The organism is Rhizobium sp. CRRU65 (assembly GCF_048551595.1).
GTDB lineage: Bacteria > Pseudomonadota > Alphaproteobacteria > Rhizobiales > Rhizobiaceae > Rhizobium > Rhizobium leguminosarum_J.
The window spans coordinates 58426-74172 of sequence record NZ_JBLYZH010000004.1; the positions used below are offsets into that span (position 1 = coordinate 58426).

The window sequence follows — 15747 nt, forward strand, 5'->3', positions numbered from 1 at the left end:
GGCAAAAGGTTAGAGCGGCTCTGCGCTTCCGTGAAAGCTAAACCGCTCTAACGCCCCGTTATCATGCTGCGGCAAGCCGCGCCGCCTCGCGAAACGAGACCAGTCGCTTCGTCTGTTCGTCCCACAGCACCAGCTTGACGCAACGCAGGCTTTCCATGAGCGTGATGCGGCCCAGATCGGCAAGCTCAGGATGATCTCGCAGCACCTCCGGCAGCCGGTAGTAAGGCACCCGGCTCGACAGATGATGCACGTGGTGGATGCCGATATTGCCGGTGATCCACCGTAGCACTGGCGGCAGGTCGTAATGCGAGGCACCGTGGAGGGCCGCATGCTGGAACTGCCAGTCCGGCTCCTTCGACCAATGTGTTTCCTCGAATTGATGCTGGACGTAGAACAACCAGACGCCGGCAGCGCCTGCCAGAAGCACGGTCGGAAGATGCACCAGTAAAAAGGGGACGATCCCGACCGCCCAGATCAGCAGCGCGGCGACCACTGCGATGGCAAGATTGGTTGCCATGGTCGAGACCCAGGGCAGGGCGCCGGAGCGCATCATGCCGAAAGGCAGGCGCTGCTTGAAGAGGAACAGCCATGCCGGTCCGATCCCGAACATCACGATCGGGTGCCGGTAGAGCCGGTAGCCGAGCCGGCCCCAGCGCGACAGCGCGTTATATTCGGCGATCGTCAGCGTTTCGATGTCGCCAACGCCGCGTTCGTCAAGGTTTCCGGCCGAGGCGTGGTGCTCCGCATGCGCCCGGCGCCAATAGTCGTAGGGCGTCAGCGTCAGGATGCCGATCGTGCGTCCAACCCAGTCGTCGACGCGGCGACGGGCGAAAAACGAGCCGTGGCCGCAATCATGCTGGATCATGAACAGCCGGAGCAGGAAGGCGGCGGCGGGAAGGACGAGGATCAGGCCGGGCCAGAAGCTGTAGTGAACCGCTGCCCAGGCGGCAGCCCAGAACAGCGCGAAGGGGACGACGGTGACGGCAAGCTCGAAAGCGCTGCGTCCGGCTCGTGGCTGGCGATATCCGGCAAGGATCTTCAACCAGCGCTTTTCAGCGAAAAGCTCGGCATTCCCCCGGGATCGCTCCGGGTTTTCGTCGGGCTCGCCCAAAGGGGCCACTTGGATTTCCTCGCACTCGCTGCGGCGCGCAGATTCGATCACAGAGTGACGCCGTGAAAGGCCGCGACGGCCGAAAGGCCGAGTGCAATCACTACGGCCGAGCGGATGAGGAAGAGCGGATAGTCGAAGTGGTACATTGTAAGAAGTGTGGTCATGGTTGCAGCAATTCCTGTTTTTCTGTAGACATGTCAATAGGTGATGATGTCACGCCGGCGCGTCCGCCAGGACGCGTTATCACTTGCGCTGTTAGGCGCAGCGAGGGCGAGAGCGGCGGCTCGATAAGAGGTTCTATTTCTTTGGAGCACTGCCCTGCGGGGCGGTTTTGGTCGCCGTCTTCATCTGATTGGCGAATGTGCTTTCCACCTTCGCTGCCTGCTTGTCCTTCTTCGGCTTCCGGACCTCGCGATTGCTTCTTACCTGTCCTTTTGCCATCGATAAAATCTCCCTTTAGATCGAAATTGAAAGCCGCAGCCTGCGTGGTATTCGCCCCGTTTGTCGGTCGCGATCGGAGATCGCGGGATCGTCATGAGGGGCAACCCGACAACACCGGGCCGCAGGGATGGAATGAAAATGATGCCTGCTGAAACCGCATCGCTGTCTGGAGGCGGATGACCGGAGAGGTCACCGAAAGCCAAACCCGACGTTGAGACGGGACGTCACCATGCTTTCGCGATCGGGAAAATGGCGGGGCCGGAAACCCGGTCACCGCTAACGCCGCATCGGCCAAATCAGCGAGCTTCCCTTATAGACTAAAATTGAGGTGCCATTAAGGCCGCCGCCGCAGGAAAGCCATATTTCCACAGGGCATAAAGCGCGCCGCGCAAAACTGCGCAGCGATTTTGCGATAGCGACACACGTAAAAACAGGACCTGAAGCGCGAGCAACGAATCTTGCGAACGCCTTAGTCATTCACGGAAAACAGGCGGATCAACTTCGTTCTTTCCATCTCCGCTCGGCCTGATGTCGACATGATGCCGCGGTCCAAACAGAGTTCTATGTCCCGTCCGATATCGAGCGGCACCAGCATGCCGCCGGCCTTGAGCAGACGGTCTGTCATCGACAGAAGCATATCCACTTTCGCCTGGCAGCCATCGACTTCCAGGAGCGCCACCCGGCGCTCCCTGTCGATGTCGGCAAGATCTCTAGCCTGTTGCCGTTGTTGGTAAGCCCCGAATTGCACCCATCCGAAATAACCGGCCGCTGCGACGCAGATACAAAGCAAGAGGGTTTTTCGCACAATATTCCTTCGGAGCCGGGCGGCTCGCTTGCCGCTAAAGCATGTCGCGCAAAAGTGTGAAGCGGTTTTGCGCTAACGGCATGCGTAAAACAAAGACCTAAAGCGCGAGGAGTGAATCTGAAAGATCGCGACGCGCTTTAGAACATTCAGTGAGAGCATGAGGTCGTCCGAAAACCGCTCACACTTTTCGCGTTATGCTCTAGCCAGCAGCGCGTCTTTCGCGGGGCAATCCCTGTATCGCATATCGGTTAAAGACGGGGGTTACCGGTTTCGGCGGCGTCTTCAGCTTGCCGAAATGGTGTTCGAGCGCTTGTGAGAGCATGGCCGGCGAGGTGACGCCCTCTTCGAACAGCCTGATCAACAGTATGGCCGCGACGTTGAAGACACGTTCGTTGCCGATCAGGATTTTGGCGTCGTAGCCGGCGTCGTCGAGCACGCCTTGCAGCATGTCGAGATCGGACGAAGTCAGATGCGACTTTTCGAAAGTGGAAGACATCGGTCCTCCTTTCATCGGGGCAAGGGTATAAAAACCCTCAGTCGGCAGCGCCCGTACACTGGCTGCCGAAGTTGCGACCATGCGCCTTTCACCCAGGCAACGCAACGGGATTCTTGCTGCAGATATCGCTCCGGTTCATGAGCAGCCCGCACCGGTCAGGGTGCGGGCCGATGACGGTTATTCCGCCGCCTGATAGCTGGGTCTCCGGGCGGCCGATGTCCGCGGACCGGCAGCGGCAAGCAGGGTAATCGCCACCGCAAGCAGCGCCACGAAGGCGATGCCGGCGACATAGGGGTTCCAGCCGAAATGCGGTGCGGCGCCGAAGACTGCCGAGGCGGCCGCAAGCACGATGCCGCCGCCGATCTGGAATGAGGCAAAGAGCAGTCCGGAGGCGAGTCCCGCCTTGTCATCCTCCACATCGGAAAGGGCCGCAACCTGCACCGAGGGGTAGGTCAGGGCGTAACCGAGGCCGAGCGGGATCTGCGAGAACAGCACGAGCAGGATCGGATCGACATGTCCAAGTGCGGTCACCCAGAAGATGTAGCTGAACGCCTGCAGACCGACCCCCACTGCCATCAGCCCGGTGGCGCCGCGATTTTGCGCAAGCGTCGCAAAGCGGGGCGCCAGGAACATCACGAAGACACCGCCAAGCGCAAAACAGAAGCCGGTGGTGAAGGCCGACCAGCCGAGGACGTTCTGATAATAGAGCGTCGCCAGGAACTGGAAGCCGACATAGGCGCCCTGGAAGAGGGCGGCAATCGCATTGGCATGCCGGAGCTTGGCCCGCCGGAACATGCCGAGCGGCACCATTGGATCGGCATGGCGCGCTTCGACCACGAGGAAGAGCAGGATCAGCGCCAGCGACGCGACGAGCGAACCCCAGGTCGCAAAAGCCTGCCAGCCGGCGGCCGCAGCATTGGTGATGCCGAAGACGAAGAGCAGCAGCCCAGGGGTGATCGTCAGCGCGCCGGCCCAGTCGAAGGCCGGCCGCGGTCCCGTCCTTTTCGGGTCGGCGGGCAGCACCAGTGGCGCAACAAAAAGCGTCAGGATGGCGACGGGCGCGCCCATGACCAATGTCGCCCGCCAGCTGATAATCGTCGCAGCACCACCGAGCACCATGCCGAGCACGAAGCCGGCGGCGCCGGTGGAGGAGAAGACCCCGAGCGCCTTTGCCCGTGCCGTTCCCTCGCCGAAGACGGAGAGCAGCAGCGCAAGCGCCGCGGGCGCGGTGAAGGCGGCGGCAATGCCCTTGACCAATCGGGCGGCGATCAGCGTCGGGCCGCTGTTGACGAAGCCGCCGGCGATGCTGGCGGCGGCAAAGATCGCCAGCGACCAGAGAAAGACGCGGCGATGGCCGAAGACATCGGCGACCCGGCCGCCGAGCAGCAGGAAGCCGCCATAGCCGAGCACATAGGCGCTGACGGCCCATTGCAACGAGGTCGCCTCCATGCCGAGTTCGGCCTGGATGGCGGGGAGCGCAACGCCGATGGTGGAGACGTCCATGGCGTCGAGGAAATTGGCGGCGCAGAGCAGCAGCAATGCCAGCCCCGCTCCGCTTCGCGATTTGGAAAGAGTCATCGAAATCGTTCCTTCTTTGCTGCCGCCTCATCGGGGGAGGTTGCCGGGCGGCAGGGAACGAGAAAATGTACAGCTTCCATTCCTATTGCAAATTGATAGTAGCCATGCCAGGTATTACTGACGATGATGAATGATGTCACCCTTCGCAAGATCGACCTCAATCTCCTGCTGGCCTTTTCGGTGCTGATGCAGGAGCGCAATGTCAGTCGCGCCGCCGAGCGCCTGCTGCTCGGTCAGCCAGGCCTGTCGGCCGCTTTGCGGCGCCTGCGCGAGGCGCTGGACGATGAACTATTCGTGCGTGTCGGGCGCGGCCTGCAACCGACGCCGCGCGCCCTTTCCATCGCCCCGGCGATCGAGGATGCGCTGTCGGGTATCGAGCGCGCCATCCGCCCGCAGGCCGAGTTCGATCCGGCAAGCTGGCAGGGCGAGTTCCGCATCGGCATGTGCGACAATCTCGAATCGGCCTTCTTCGGCCCGCTTGCCGCCCGTCTCCTCCAGCTTTCACCCGGCGCCCGGCTGATCGGTATCGCTTCCGAAAAGCGCGATGCTGCACGCCGGCTGGATGAAGGCGTCTTCGATTTCAGCGTCGCGATGCACGACGAGCCCGCCTCCTGGCACATTCGCGCGCCGCTGTTCGACCAAGTCTCGATCTGCATCTACGATGAAGCTCAGCTCGGGCTGAAGGCGCCGTTGAGCCTCAGGGATTTCGCCAATGTCGCGCATGTCACCGTCTCGTTCGAAGGCAACACCTCGACCGGTATCGACATGGCGCTGAACCGCACCGGCGATGTGAGACAGGTGGTGGCGACCGTGCCGCGCTTTTCCGCTCTGCCGATGGTGCTGAAGGCGATGCCCGCCATTGCCACGGTGCCGGAATCGATCGGTCGCTGCATGGCGCAGTTACATGGGCTGATGCTTTGCGAGCCGCCGCTTTCGCTGCCGGCCGATCCCGTGACGATGCTTTATCGCCGAGTCGACCAGACGGACGGCCGGGCGCGCTGGTTCCGTCGCCTGTTCATCGATGTAGCCAATAAAGCGCTCGAAGCTTCCGGCTGCTGCGTATCCATTCCGAGAGCCGCTGCCTGACGGTCCGTTATAGCTCGCCTTTGTGGAAATAAGCTTCGAGGCGATAGCCGTCCGGGTCGATGATGAAGGCGGCGTAATAGAATTGCCCATAATCCGGCCGCACACCTGGTTCGCCATTATCCGTGCCGCCGGATGCAACGGCCGCCGCGTGAAAGGCATCGACAGCGGCCTCATCAGGCGCGACGAAGCAGAAGTGCAGCCCGGATCGCATGTCGGCAACAACGGGCTGTTCGACCTGCATCACCCAGAGCCCGACCCTTTCCGGGCCGTAGCCGATCATGGAGTCGGAATTGGACAGGCGCTCATATCCGAGCGGCGTCAGCGCCGCATCGTAGAAACGGCGGGCTCTTGCGAGGTCTTTTACGCCGATGGAAATGTGATCGAACATGGACTGCCAACTCCCTATCTTCCGCTAACCCCGAAGGACTGCCCACACCCAAGATGGCTCGACGCCAACATCTTTCAACCGTTGTTCTAAGCATGTCGGATAAAAGTGTGTGGGACAGGCAGTCCCGCGACATCTGCCGCCTGCGGCAAAGCCTGCGGCTGGACATTGCCGCATCCGTTCAGGTCTCGTTCTAAACAGCTTCCTCGGCGACGTTTTGCATCGGCTCCACGTTCGTCACCTCATAGGTCCAGACTCGAAACGCCTTCAGCACATGCGGTCCGAAGGAATTGATGAGCGGTATGTCGGCGGCGTCGCGCCCGCGTGCGACGATGATACGACCGATCCGCGGCGTGTTGTTGCGCGGATCGAATGTATGCCATGCACCGTCCAGGAAGACCTCGATCCAGGCGCTGAAGTCCATCGGATCGACGACGGGAATACCGATGTCACCGAGATGGCCATTGATATATCGGGCAGGAATGTTGAGGCAACGGCACAGCGCCACCGCGAGATGCGCAAAGTCGCGACAGACGCCGACACGTTCGTGGAACGCCTCGAAGGCTGTCCGCGTCGATCGCGCCTGCATGTAGTCGAATTGGATATGGCCGTGAACGAAGTCGCAGATCGCCTGAACGCGGCCCCAGCCGGGTGAGACGGTGCCGAACATATCCCATGCAATTTGACTGAGACGATCCGTCTCGCAATAGCGGCTGCCCATCAGGTAGACGAGGCAATCATCCGGCAACTCCGAAACCGGGACTTCCCTGGCGCCTGGCAGCGACCTGTCCAGTTTGCCGTCGTCTTCGATCGTCGCATCGCCCCATATGGTCAGGTCGCCCGCTGGCGCAACCAGCCGAAGACAGCGGTTGCCGAAGAGATCGCGATAGGAAGAAGTGGGGACATCGGGCGTGGTGAAGACCGTTTCCGGAATTCTGATGTCGGCCGCGCGATCGTCATGAACCGACAGCAGACAGACCAATGCGGTCGGCTGCGGGCAGGTCAGCGTCATTTCATAGCCGTAACGGATCAACATGGAGCGTTCTCGCGCGTCCGGATCCGTCTAGCGGAAATCCGCCGCAGTTAGAGTATAGAAGGCGCGGCGGCGGTACGAATAGGCTTTGTGCGCCACGTCCTGAATGGAGTTGCGCAGGGCGTCGAACGACGAAAGCCACCCCGTTTCCGAAGGCTCGGTTCTTTGCAATGCGGCGTCGGATTTCGCCAGCGCGCCAACCTCGACGAAAAACAACACCTGGAACATGCCGTCATGGCCGATGAAGCGCACTGCATTTCTCGCCGCATCGAAGCTGCGGCTTTGGTTCAGAAAGGCTAGCGCCATGGTTGAACCGGCGGGGTCTGGCGACCGCTCCGGGCGGTGTCCGACAGCCTCAGCCACTCCTTCCGGTATCCTATGTTGAGAAGATTGAAGGACATCATGTCTTCACCGGCCTCCGAACGGCTCTTGCCGATCATGCCATGGTCGGCGTGCACTGGAACGCTTGCAGAGACACGATAGACGGTCCACGAACGGGCAGATTCGATCCGGCGGTCATGTTCGACCTCCATCAAGTAGCGGCCCGACGCACCACATTTATTTTCCCATGTGCCGACGGCAACGGCATTCCGTCTGCGTTCGGCTTCGTCTTCATGACTGTTCACGATGTCAACCTTTCGTCATTCGGGCCGTGGCCATGGCCAAACGTCCTCTCGATCAGTGTTGCGCCGCTACCGGCGGGCGATAGGTTTACCAGTTCCAGGCTATCTTCCGTCGCGACCCGCTCATGACGTTCATCGTCACTGTGGATACGGTATTGCAGCACATTTCCTCTCAGAGGCAGTGTGGCGGTAATGCGGTATGTGTCGGGAAGCTTGGAGGGAACGACCAAGAACCCGTCCTTCACTCGGACAGTCTGCCCCACCTTGAAGATATGCGTTGCTGCCTCGCGCCGGATTGAGCGTCCATTGCGTTGCGGGATGCGCGTAGCGGTCATGACGGTTTGTGGTCCTTTTCGATCGCGGTTTCGAGATCTGACAGGTGGATAGGCATCATCTGCTGCGTCGAACTCTGCGCAGCGATCGCCGGCAGGTGGATGAAGGCGCCGACCCGTCGCCAGGCAAGCCTGGAAACGCTGTCGATCAATTCCTCGTCATAGTCGACGCGGTATTCTCCGGCTGGCTGCGCCCCGTCGAAACCGGGCAGACGGAATGGGGATGAAAAGCGGACGACGGTTTGTGTGGTACGACTGGTCACGGCTGAGGCCTCCGCAGGAATACACCGATGCGTTTCCTGTATCGTTGAGATCCGAACCGGACGAACTCGAGGCTGCCGGTACATCCGCGGTCAGCGCCAAGCTCATTCCGGATCGGAACAGGCGAACTCAACGCCGGAACGACGTCATGGATCGCTATCGAGAATTCAGTGGTGATGGCGGGTCGTAGGTCTCTGACACCGCGAAGCCAAGTCGGCCAAATCGACGAAGCCTATCATTGCGCCTCGATTGAGTTTAAATCAAGATAAATTCTGATTTATCTATGAAAAACGCCAAATTAACTCTTCGCTCACGAAAATAAAATGGAGCGCGATGGCGTAAAAAATTCTATTTATTTGCTGATCAATACAAAATATCCGGTCGGATTGATTTCCTGAATATCTCAAAAAAGTTCATGGGCGAATAATATTTCTTAGCACTCCTATCAATCGAGTGCCACGAGTGCTATTTATGAGTTGCAGCCGCCCTACGCGCCGGCAGCAGAAAGACCTCTATGAAATTCCGTTCACTTCACGACCGCGTCGTCATTCGACGTGCGGAAGGCGATGTCAAATCCAAGGGCGGGATCATCATTCCAGACACCGCCAAGGAGAAGCCGCAGCACGGCGAAGTGGTCGCAGTCGGCCCGGGCCTTCGCGACAAAAGCGGCAATCTGGTCCCGCTCGATGTCGAGGTCGGTGATCTCATTCTGTTTGGAAAATGGTCGGGGACAGAGGTCACGATCGATGGCGAAACCCTTCTGATCATGAAGGAGACCGACATCATGGGCATCGTCGAAAAGACTGAAGCGGCTGCCGACAAAGCTGCCTGACCGTCGAATTTGTGACCAGCATCTCAAGACCGAACTGGGAAGAAATATCATGTCTGCCAAGGAAATCAGGTTCTCCACCGACGCGCGCGACCGCCTGCTGCGCGGCGTCGAATTGCTCAACAACGCCGTCAAGGTGACGCTTGGCCCGAAGGGTCGCAACGTTGTCATCGACAAGGCCTATGGCGCGCCGCGCATTACCAAGGACGGCGTTAGCGTCGCCAAGGAGATCGAGCTCGCGGACAAGTTCGAGAACATGGGCGCGCAAATGGTGCGTGAAGTGGCTTCGAAGACCAATGATCTTGCCGGCGACGGCACGACGACGGCAACCGTTCTCGCCGCCTCCATCTTCCGCGAAGGCGCCAAGCTCGTCGCTGCCGGCATGAACCCTATGGATCTCAGGCGCGGCATCGATCTCGGCGTTACCGCCGTCGTCAAGGAAATCAAGGCGCGGGCGATGAAGGTCAAATCGTCAGGTGAGATCGCCCAGGTCGGCACCATTGCCGCCAATGGCGACGCCGCCATCGGTGAGATGATCGCCAAGGCGATGGACAAGGTCGGCAATGAGGGCGTCATAACGGTCGAAGAGGCGCGAACCGCCGAGACCGAACTCGACGTCGTCGAGGGTATGCAGTTCGACCGCGGCTATCTCTCACCCTATTTCGTCACCAATGCCGAGAAGATGCGCGTGGAACTGGAGGATCCCTATATCCTCGTTCACGAGAAGAAACTCGGCAGCCTGCAGGCGATGCTGCCGATCCTGGAAGCCGTCGTACAGACCGGCAAACCGCTTCTGCTCATCTCGGAGGACGTCGAAGGCGAGGCCTTGGCGACGCTTGTTGTCAACAAGCTGCGCGGCGGCCTGAAGGTCGCAGCCGTCAAGGCGCCGGGTTTCGGCGATCGCCGTAAGGCGATGCTCGAAGACATTGCCGTGCTGACCGCCGGCCAGATGATTTCCGAGGATCTCGGTATCAAGCTCGACAACGTCACGCTCGATATGCTCGGCCGCGCCAAGCGCGTGCTGATCGACAAGGAGAGCACCACGATCATCGACGGCTCCGGCGAGAAAGCGGCCATCCAGGCGCGCATCCAGCAGATCAAGGCGCAGATCGAGGAGACCACCTCCGATTACGATAAGGAAAAGCTGCAGGAGCGCCTGGCGAAACTCGCCGGCGGCGTCGCGGTCATCCGTGTCGGCGGCGCCACCGAGACGGAAGTCAAGGAAAAGAAGGACCGCATCGACGATGCACTGAACGCCACCCGTGCGGCGGTCGAAGAGGGCATCGTGCCCGGCGGCGGCGTGGCACTGTTGCGCGCCAAGTCGGCGCTGACGGGGCTGACCGGGGAGAACGCCGACGTGACGGCGGGCATCTCGATCGTGCTCAGGGCGCTCGAAGCCCCGATCCGGCAGATCGCCGACAATGCCGGGTTCGAGGGCTCCATCGTCGTTGGAAAACTCGCCGGCAGCAATAATCACAATCAGGGCTTCGACGCACAGACGGAGACCTATGTCGATATGATCGAGGCCGGCATCGTCGATCCCGCCAAGGTCGTGCGCACCGCTCTGCAGGACGCCGGCTCGATTGCGGCGCTGCTGATCACCGCCGAGGTGATGATCGCCGACATTCCCGCAAGAGACTCCGCCCCTGCAGCCGGAAATGGCGGCATGGGAGATATGGGATACTGAGAACAGCCTGAACTGTTCCGGCGTGGCCGGACGGCGCAACCCGAACAATAGACAGGGAGAATTCCAATGTCCGTGCAGAGCAGCAGCAAGACATCGATCACCCAGCGTTTCGAGAGTTACCAGCCATCCAAGACGCTTCTCGTCTGGGCCTGCGTCGTCACGGCGATCGCCACGATGATTATCGGCTTCAGCTGGGGAGGTTGGGTAACAGGCGGCACGTCAAGCAAAGCGGCAGTCGCCGCCGGCGACACCGCACGCGGAGAGCTGGCGTCGGCCATTTGTGTCGAGCGGTTCAATGCGGCGCCGGACGCGAGCGCTAAACTGATCGAGTTCAAGGCGATTACCGAAGGCTACAAGCAGCGGCAGTTCGTCGAGGCCGGCGGTTGGGCGACCATGCCTGGGCAGACTTCACCCGACAGCCGAAGTGTTCAAGCCTGCGCCACCGCGCTTGCCGTCTGACACCATTTTCAGAGCGCTCCGATAGGTGTGCGGAGCGCTTCCACTCTCAAAGCAGGAAATGACCAATGATCCGTTTCGTGAAAAAGAGCGACCCGCAGCCACCCGCAGACGACAACCGCTTCCAGAAAATCCGCGAGGCAGCTGCCGACGAGCATAAGAAAGCCGCCAATGACAGCACGCCCCGCCGCGCCCCGCGGGCGCCGGAAGATGAAGACCCGCTTATCTGAGAGGGTATGGAAAGGCGTCCTTGAACAGGTCTCCAGCGCAGCTGTGTAAAGCCGGCATACGGCGCGATCTGAGAACAGGGACGCACCAGGGCCCCTTGAACACCTAGCGATAATCCAGCCAGATCCCGCCGGCATCGGCGGAACGCACGCAGTTTTCCACCCAGCGCACCCCTTCCAGTCCGGCATCGACATCGGGAAAGACCAGCTCTTCGATCCCCGCAGGGGCGCGGCCGCGCTCTCTGTTGATGGCGAAGCCGAAGCGGCGATAGAGGTTCGCCCAGGCTTCGAAGAGACCTTCCGGGTGGCCGCCGCCGATCCGGTCGTCGATCCTGGCCTCGGGATAGAGATAGTCCATGCCACGCTCGAGAATACGGGCCGGTTCGCCCTGGATCTCGTAGGAGAGCTGGTTCGGCCGCTCGTCCCACCATTCGATACTGGCCTTCGAGCCGACGATGCGGATCTTCTGGCCGTGCATGGAGCCGGCATTGACGGCGCTCGACCAGATGGTGGCGATCGCGCCATTATCATATTCCATCAGGGTCACCGCATTGTCTTCGAGCGGCGCTCGGCTTTTGACGAAGCTCTGGCGGGTGCAGAGGAGACGTCTGATCTTGAGGTGCGGCAGGATGACCTTGGCGATATAAAGCGGGTGGGTCCCGACATCGCCGAGGACATAGCTAGGACCTGCGAATTTCGGATCGACGCGCCACCGCGTCGAGGGGTTCTGTTCCTCCACCGCAGCACTATGGAAGCCATGGGCGAATTGCAGGTTGACGATGCGGATTTCGCCGAGATCGCCATTCCTGACCATGGCGCGCGCCTGCTCGATCATCTGATGGCCGGCATAACCATAGGTCACGCCGACGATCCGGCCGCGCGCCTGGGAAAGCGTCTTCAGTTCTTCGGCCTCGGCGATCGTGAAGCAGAGCGGCTTTTCGCAGATCACATGCAGATCATGTTCAAGTGCTGCCTTGCAGATCGCGAAATGGGTGTTGTTGGGTGTCGCGATCGACACGGCCTCGATGCCGTCGGCTCGCCGGGCCTCAGTCGCAAACATCGCCGCATAGTCCCGGTAGCTCCTGGCTTCGTCGAGCCCGAGATCGACGCCGAACGCGCGGCCGCGTTCCGGATCGATATCGAAGGCACCCGCCGCAAGGGCAAAGACGTCGTCGCGATGCGCTGCCGAGCGATGAATATAGCCGATCTGGCTGCCTCTGCCGCCGCCGACCATGCCCCAACGGATCGGCTTTCGCCTGTCATTCGTCATCATCTTTTCCCTAAAAACCAACCGATCGCAGGTAATCGCGGCTTTGCTTCACATCTTCGAGGCTGCCGGCGACATTCCTCGGATCACGCTCCTGCTCGACGGTGATGAAGCCGTGATAGCCGATCTCCTCGAGCGTTCGCTTGACGGCGGGATAATCGATGACGCCGCGGCCGATCGGGCACATCACGCCCTGTCCGCAGGCATCGAAGAAGCGGATCGTCTCGCCAAGCACACGATCGAAGACGGTCTGGTCGATGTCCTTGAAGTGGACGTAATCGAGCCTGTCGGCATAGCGGCGGAGCATCTCCACGGGATCCATGCCGGCATAATAGCTATGGCCGGTGTCGAGGCAGAAGCCGGCGATCTCCTGCGGAATGTCTCTTGCCACCCGCTCGATCTCATCGGCGAATTCGATATAGCCACCCGCATGCGGGTGGATGACGGCGCGCACGCCATATTTGCGCTGAGCGAGTTCAGCAATCGCCGTGATATTGGCGATCATCCCGGCCCAGGCCTTGTCATCGAGACGCGGCGCCCGATCGGAATGGCCGGCGGCATAGTCCCGCTCGTCGTGGCCCCAGTCCATCACTGTGAGATAGGGTGTCCTGAACCGCTGGCCTGCCACTTGATCCGGCTGCGGCAACTTGGTGATGACGGCGCAGATCTCATCCGTCTGCCGCAGCAATGTCTCCCGGTTTTCAGGAGAGACCAGATCGTCGAAGATCGTGCCGGCGACGATGAAGAGATTGCGCTCGGTGAGCGCCTTGGCGACGAGCGCATCATCGAGCGGCACGTAACCATAGGGGCCGAGTTCGAGGCCGCCATAGCCGGCCGCCGCCGCCTCGTCGAAGACGCGTTCCCAGGCGGGAAGGTTTGGATTGTTGACGTCGTCCACGCCCCAGCAGCAGGGGGCTGTCGTAATGGTGATGGTCACGGTTTTATTCCTGATAGTGGTGCCGGGGCGGATGTTGACGATCAGCCAAGTTTCCCGGGCCAGTATTTGTCGACATATTTCTGGATTTCGGAGCGCATGAAGCGCCCGGAATCGTCGGCGCGCTCCTCCCAGCCGAAGACGCAGGCGGTGATGATGCCGTCGAATCCGACCGCGGCGAGCGAGGAGAAGAAGACATCCCAATTGATCTCGCCTTGGTACATATCCATGTGCTGATGGATGGTGACCTTCGCGCCCGGCGGATTGATGATGTAGCGCAGCCCGGATGAGGCCTTGTGATTATAGGTATCGGCCACATGCACATGGGCAATCAGCGGGCCGGCATCGCGGATCATCTGCGCCATGTCGTCACCGAAATAGAAGGTATGCGGCGCGCAGTAGAGGAACTTGACGTTCTTCGAGCCGATGGTCTTCAGCATGTCGATCGCCGGATGCAGCGTTTCGCACCAGTCTTCCGGATGCGGTTCCATGTTGAGCGTGACGCCTTCGCGCTCGAACACCGGAACGAGTTCTTCTATCGAGCGCCACCAGGCGGCCTCGCTGTGCTCGTGGGTATGCATGCCGCCGCAGCAGCTGGCGCGGTGGCTGCGATCCGGCGATGGCCCGCGGCCGAATTCCGAGTTCATCGTATCGCAGCCCATTTCGGCCGAAATCGCGATCGCTTCCTTCCAGTAACGCACTGCTGCCTGCCGCTCGTCCTCATGCGGGCTCGCCCAACGATACATCGGCAGGATCGAGGCGAGCTGGACGCCGTGATCCTTGAGGGCCGCCTTGAATTCCGCGATGCGTTCCTTATGCGCCCGCGGGCGCACCCACCAGGGCAGAAAATCGTCGCGCGGTGAAAGCTCGATATGCTCATAACCGAGTTCCGCTGCCTTGCGGCAGAGGTCGCGCAGGTTGAGGTGACGGTGCATATGCGGGTCGAGTGCGATCTTCATCTGGCTCCTCCGTCATCCCCGGCCGCTTCGTGCCGGCGGATGATCCTTGATCTCGGTTGTTTTGGACCGTCCGGTGCTCCTCCCGGATTGCTGGTACGATACGGCTGCGGCGCCCCCATGCTCCAATGCTTCCTTGATCAAATTTGATCATTGACCTCACAGCAGGCCGATGCTTTGCTGTGTCAAGCTTTGGGAGTGGGTGAGCCTGATGAAGGTGACTTTGAAGGATGTCGCAAGCCAAGCCGGCGTTGGCACCGCGACCGTCGAGCGCGTCCTCAACGGCCGCGGCGGCGTGCGGCCGGAGACGGTGGAGAAAGTCTTCCTGGCGGCAAGGCGGCTTGAATACCGGCAAAGCCTGCCGGTCGCCCATCGCGGCCTGATCCGGATAGAGGTGATCCTCGTTCGCCCGGAGACCAGCTTCTATTCGCGTCTGAACCGGGCGTTCGAGCGCATCGCCGCCTCGCTCGGCGACAGCATCACCGTTCACCGCACCTTCGTTCGCGAGAACGAGCCGGCGCAATTTGCCCGCTACATCGCCAATCCGACGGCGCGCCGATCGGCGCTGATCGTAGTGGCGCCCGACCATGCCGATGTCGTCACCAGCGTGCGCAAGGCGGCCGGTCTCGGCATTCCCGTCGTTCAGATCATGACCCGTCCGGCCCCGGAACTGCCCTATGTCGGCATCGACAACTATGCCGCCGGACGCACCGCAGCTCACTACATGTCGGGCATGCTGGCGCAGCGCACCGGTTCGTTCGTCGCTCTCTGCCACAGCGGCGCCTATGAGAACCATAAGGAGCGGATCCGCGGCTTCTCCAGCTATCTCTCGGAGAAGGGTTCAAACGACCATCGTTTCATCGAGGTCATGTTCGACCTCGATGACGAGCACAATGCCATGGAGCTGCTGCAAGCGGCACTCCGGCGCGAGCCCGGCATCATCGGGGTCTATAGTGCAGGCGGCGACAACAAGGGTGTTGCCAGGGTGCTCGCGGCCAACAAGGCTGGGCGGCCGTTCTGGGTCGGCCACGAATTGACGCGAGAGACGCAGGACTATCTCAGCCGTGGCATCATGTCGATCGTGCTCGACCAGGCGCCGGAGGTCCAGGCGAGGCGATCGATAGATCTTGCCCTGAACAGGCTCGGTCTCATCGAGATGGAGGTCAGCGCCGAGCCGGTGCGCTTTCTGACGATCACACCGGAAAATCTTTGAGGGGGATAAGGGTGCCCGGACAATCCG

The 15747-nt window shown here is 61.0% G+C and carries 20 protein-coding genes; 6 read left to right on the forward strand and 14 right to left on the reverse strand.

Annotated elements, in window-relative coordinates; all coding sequences use genetic code 11:
• Positions 1–61 precede the first annotated feature (61 nt).
• From ACM5SV_RS09260 to ACM5SV_RS09280, 5 genes are all read right to left on the reverse strand, one after another.
• Complete coding sequence (locus tag ACM5SV_RS09260) at positions 62–1111, reverse strand: fatty acid desaturase (RefSeq protein ID WP_128439270.1); 1050 nt, start codon at positions 1109–1111, stop codon at positions 62–64.
• A 297-nt stretch (positions 1112–1408) separates the two neighbouring features.
• Positions 1409–1552, reverse strand: a complete 144-nt coding sequence (locus ACM5SV_RS09265) for a hypothetical protein (protein WP_003546677.1) — start codon at positions 1550–1552, stop codon at positions 1409–1411.
• A 469-nt stretch (positions 1553–2021) separates the two neighbouring features.
• Complete coding sequence (locus tag ACM5SV_RS09270) at positions 2022–2357, reverse strand: hypothetical protein (protein WP_012756679.1); 336 nt, start codon at positions 2355–2357, stop codon at positions 2022–2024.
• A 199-nt stretch (positions 2358–2556) separates the two neighbouring features.
• Positions 2557–2934, reverse strand: coding sequence for a hypothetical protein (locus ACM5SV_RS09275; protein ID WP_017993428.1), 378 nt, complete (start codon positions 2932–2934; stop codon positions 2557–2559).
• 96 nt (positions 2935–3030) lie between these two features.
• Positions 3031–4431, reverse strand: coding sequence for an MFS transporter (locus ACM5SV_RS09280; RefSeq protein ID WP_012756681.1), 1401 nt, complete (start codon positions 4429–4431; stop codon positions 3031–3033).
• Between the two features lie 123 nt (positions 4432–4554).
• Between ACM5SV_RS09280 and ACM5SV_RS09285 the strand changes: the two genes are divergently transcribed.
• A complete protein-coding gene (locus tag ACM5SV_RS09285; protein WP_012756682.1) occupies positions 4555–5517 on the forward strand; it encodes a LysR family transcriptional regulator in 963 nt (320 codons plus the stop codon).
• 7 nt (positions 5518–5524) lie between these two features.
• Here ACM5SV_RS09285 and ACM5SV_RS09290 read toward each other — a convergent pair whose 3' ends face one another.
• The 6 genes from ACM5SV_RS09290 to ACM5SV_RS09315 all read right to left on the reverse strand — a co-directional run bounded on the left by ACM5SV_RS09290 (position 5525) and on the right by ACM5SV_RS09315 (position 8153).
• Entirely contained in the window at positions 5525–5905 is a 381-nt protein-coding gene (locus tag ACM5SV_RS09290; RefSeq protein ID WP_012756683.1) for a VOC family protein, read from the reverse strand.
• Positions 5906–6095: 190 nt separating this feature from the next.
• A complete protein-coding gene (locus ACM5SV_RS09295; RefSeq protein WP_012756684.1) occupies positions 6096–6938 on the reverse strand; it encodes a transglutaminase-like domain-containing protein in 843 nt (280 codons plus the stop codon).
• A gap of 27 nt (positions 6939–6965) precedes the next feature.
• Positions 6966–7241, reverse strand: a complete 276-nt coding sequence (locus ACM5SV_RS09300; protein WP_012756685.1) for a DUF1488 domain-containing protein — start codon at positions 7239–7241, stop codon at positions 6966–6968.
• On the reverse strand, positions 7232–7561 hold the full coding sequence (locus ACM5SV_RS09305) for a hypothetical protein (protein WP_313903239.1): 330 nt from the start codon (positions 7559–7561) through the stop codon (positions 7232–7234). The genes ACM5SV_RS09300 and ACM5SV_RS09305 overlap by 10 nt, the downstream gene beginning before the upstream one ends.
• On the reverse strand, positions 7558–7893 hold the full coding sequence (locus tag ACM5SV_RS09310; RefSeq protein WP_012756687.1) for a hypothetical protein: 336 nt from the start codon (positions 7891–7893) through the stop codon (positions 7558–7560). The genes ACM5SV_RS09305 and ACM5SV_RS09310 overlap by 4 nt, the downstream gene beginning before the upstream one ends.
• The gene (locus ACM5SV_RS09315; protein WP_012756688.1) at positions 7890–8153 is read right to left on the reverse strand and encodes a hypothetical protein; all 264 of its coding nucleotides are present in this window, start codon (positions 8151–8153) and stop codon (positions 7890–7892) included. The genes ACM5SV_RS09310 and ACM5SV_RS09315 overlap by 4 nt, the downstream gene beginning before the upstream one ends.
• Before the next feature lie 512 nt (positions 8154–8665).
• On the opposite strand from ACM5SV_RS09315, the gene ACM5SV_RS09320 reads away from it, so the two are divergent.
• The 4 genes from ACM5SV_RS09320 (at position 8666) to ACM5SV_RS09335 (ending at position 11353) form a co-directional block, all read left to right on the forward strand.
• Complete coding sequence (locus ACM5SV_RS09320; protein ID WP_012756689.1) at positions 8666–8983, forward strand: co-chaperone GroES; 318 nt, start codon at positions 8666–8668, stop codon at positions 8981–8983.
• Between the two features lie 49 nt (positions 8984–9032).
• Positions 9033–10667: a chaperonin GroEL gene (gene groL / locus ACM5SV_RS09325; RefSeq protein WP_017993434.1), complete on the forward strand. Its 1635-nt coding sequence runs from the start codon at positions 9033–9035 to the stop codon at positions 10665–10667.
• A 66-nt stretch (positions 10668–10733) separates the two neighbouring features.
• Positions 10734–11126: a hypothetical protein gene (locus ACM5SV_RS09330; RefSeq protein WP_012756691.1), complete on the forward strand. Its 393-nt coding sequence runs from the start codon at positions 10734–10736 to the stop codon at positions 11124–11126.
• Positions 11127–11191: 65 nt separating this feature from the next.
• Positions 11192–11353 carry a hypothetical protein gene (locus ACM5SV_RS09335; RefSeq protein WP_012756692.1) on the forward strand — a complete coding sequence of 54 codons (162 nt, stop codon included), beginning with the start codon at positions 11192–11194 and terminating at the stop codon, positions 11351–11353.
• A gap of 103 nt (positions 11354–11456) precedes the next feature.
• Here the strand turns inward: ACM5SV_RS09335 and ACM5SV_RS09340 are convergent, their stop codons facing one another.
• Genes ACM5SV_RS09340 through ACM5SV_RS09350 form a run of 3 tightly spaced genes read right to left on the reverse strand, consistent with a single transcriptional unit; the run spans position 11457 to position 14510 of the window.
• Entirely contained in the window at positions 11457–12623 is a 1167-nt protein-coding gene (locus ACM5SV_RS09340) for a Gfo/Idh/MocA family protein (RefSeq protein WP_222014413.1), read from the reverse strand.
• A gap of 7 nt (positions 12624–12630) precedes the next feature.
• Positions 12631–13554 carry a TIM barrel protein gene (locus tag ACM5SV_RS09345; protein ID WP_017993436.1) on the reverse strand — a complete coding sequence of 308 codons (924 nt, stop codon included), beginning with the start codon at positions 13552–13554 and terminating at the stop codon, positions 12631–12633.
• A gap of 41 nt (positions 13555–13595) precedes the next feature.
• Positions 13596–14510, reverse strand: a complete 915-nt coding sequence (locus tag ACM5SV_RS09350; protein ID WP_012756695.1) for a sugar phosphate isomerase/epimerase family protein — start codon at positions 14508–14510, stop codon at positions 13596–13598.
• A gap of 208 nt (positions 14511–14718) precedes the next feature.
• Here ACM5SV_RS09350 and ACM5SV_RS09355 point away from each other — a divergent pair, with 208 nt between their 5' ends.
• On the forward strand, positions 14719–15720 hold the full coding sequence (locus tag ACM5SV_RS09355) for a LacI family DNA-binding transcriptional regulator (RefSeq protein WP_222014411.1): 1002 nt from the start codon (positions 14719–14721) through the stop codon (positions 15718–15720).
• Positions 15721–15747: the final 27 nt, after the last annotated feature.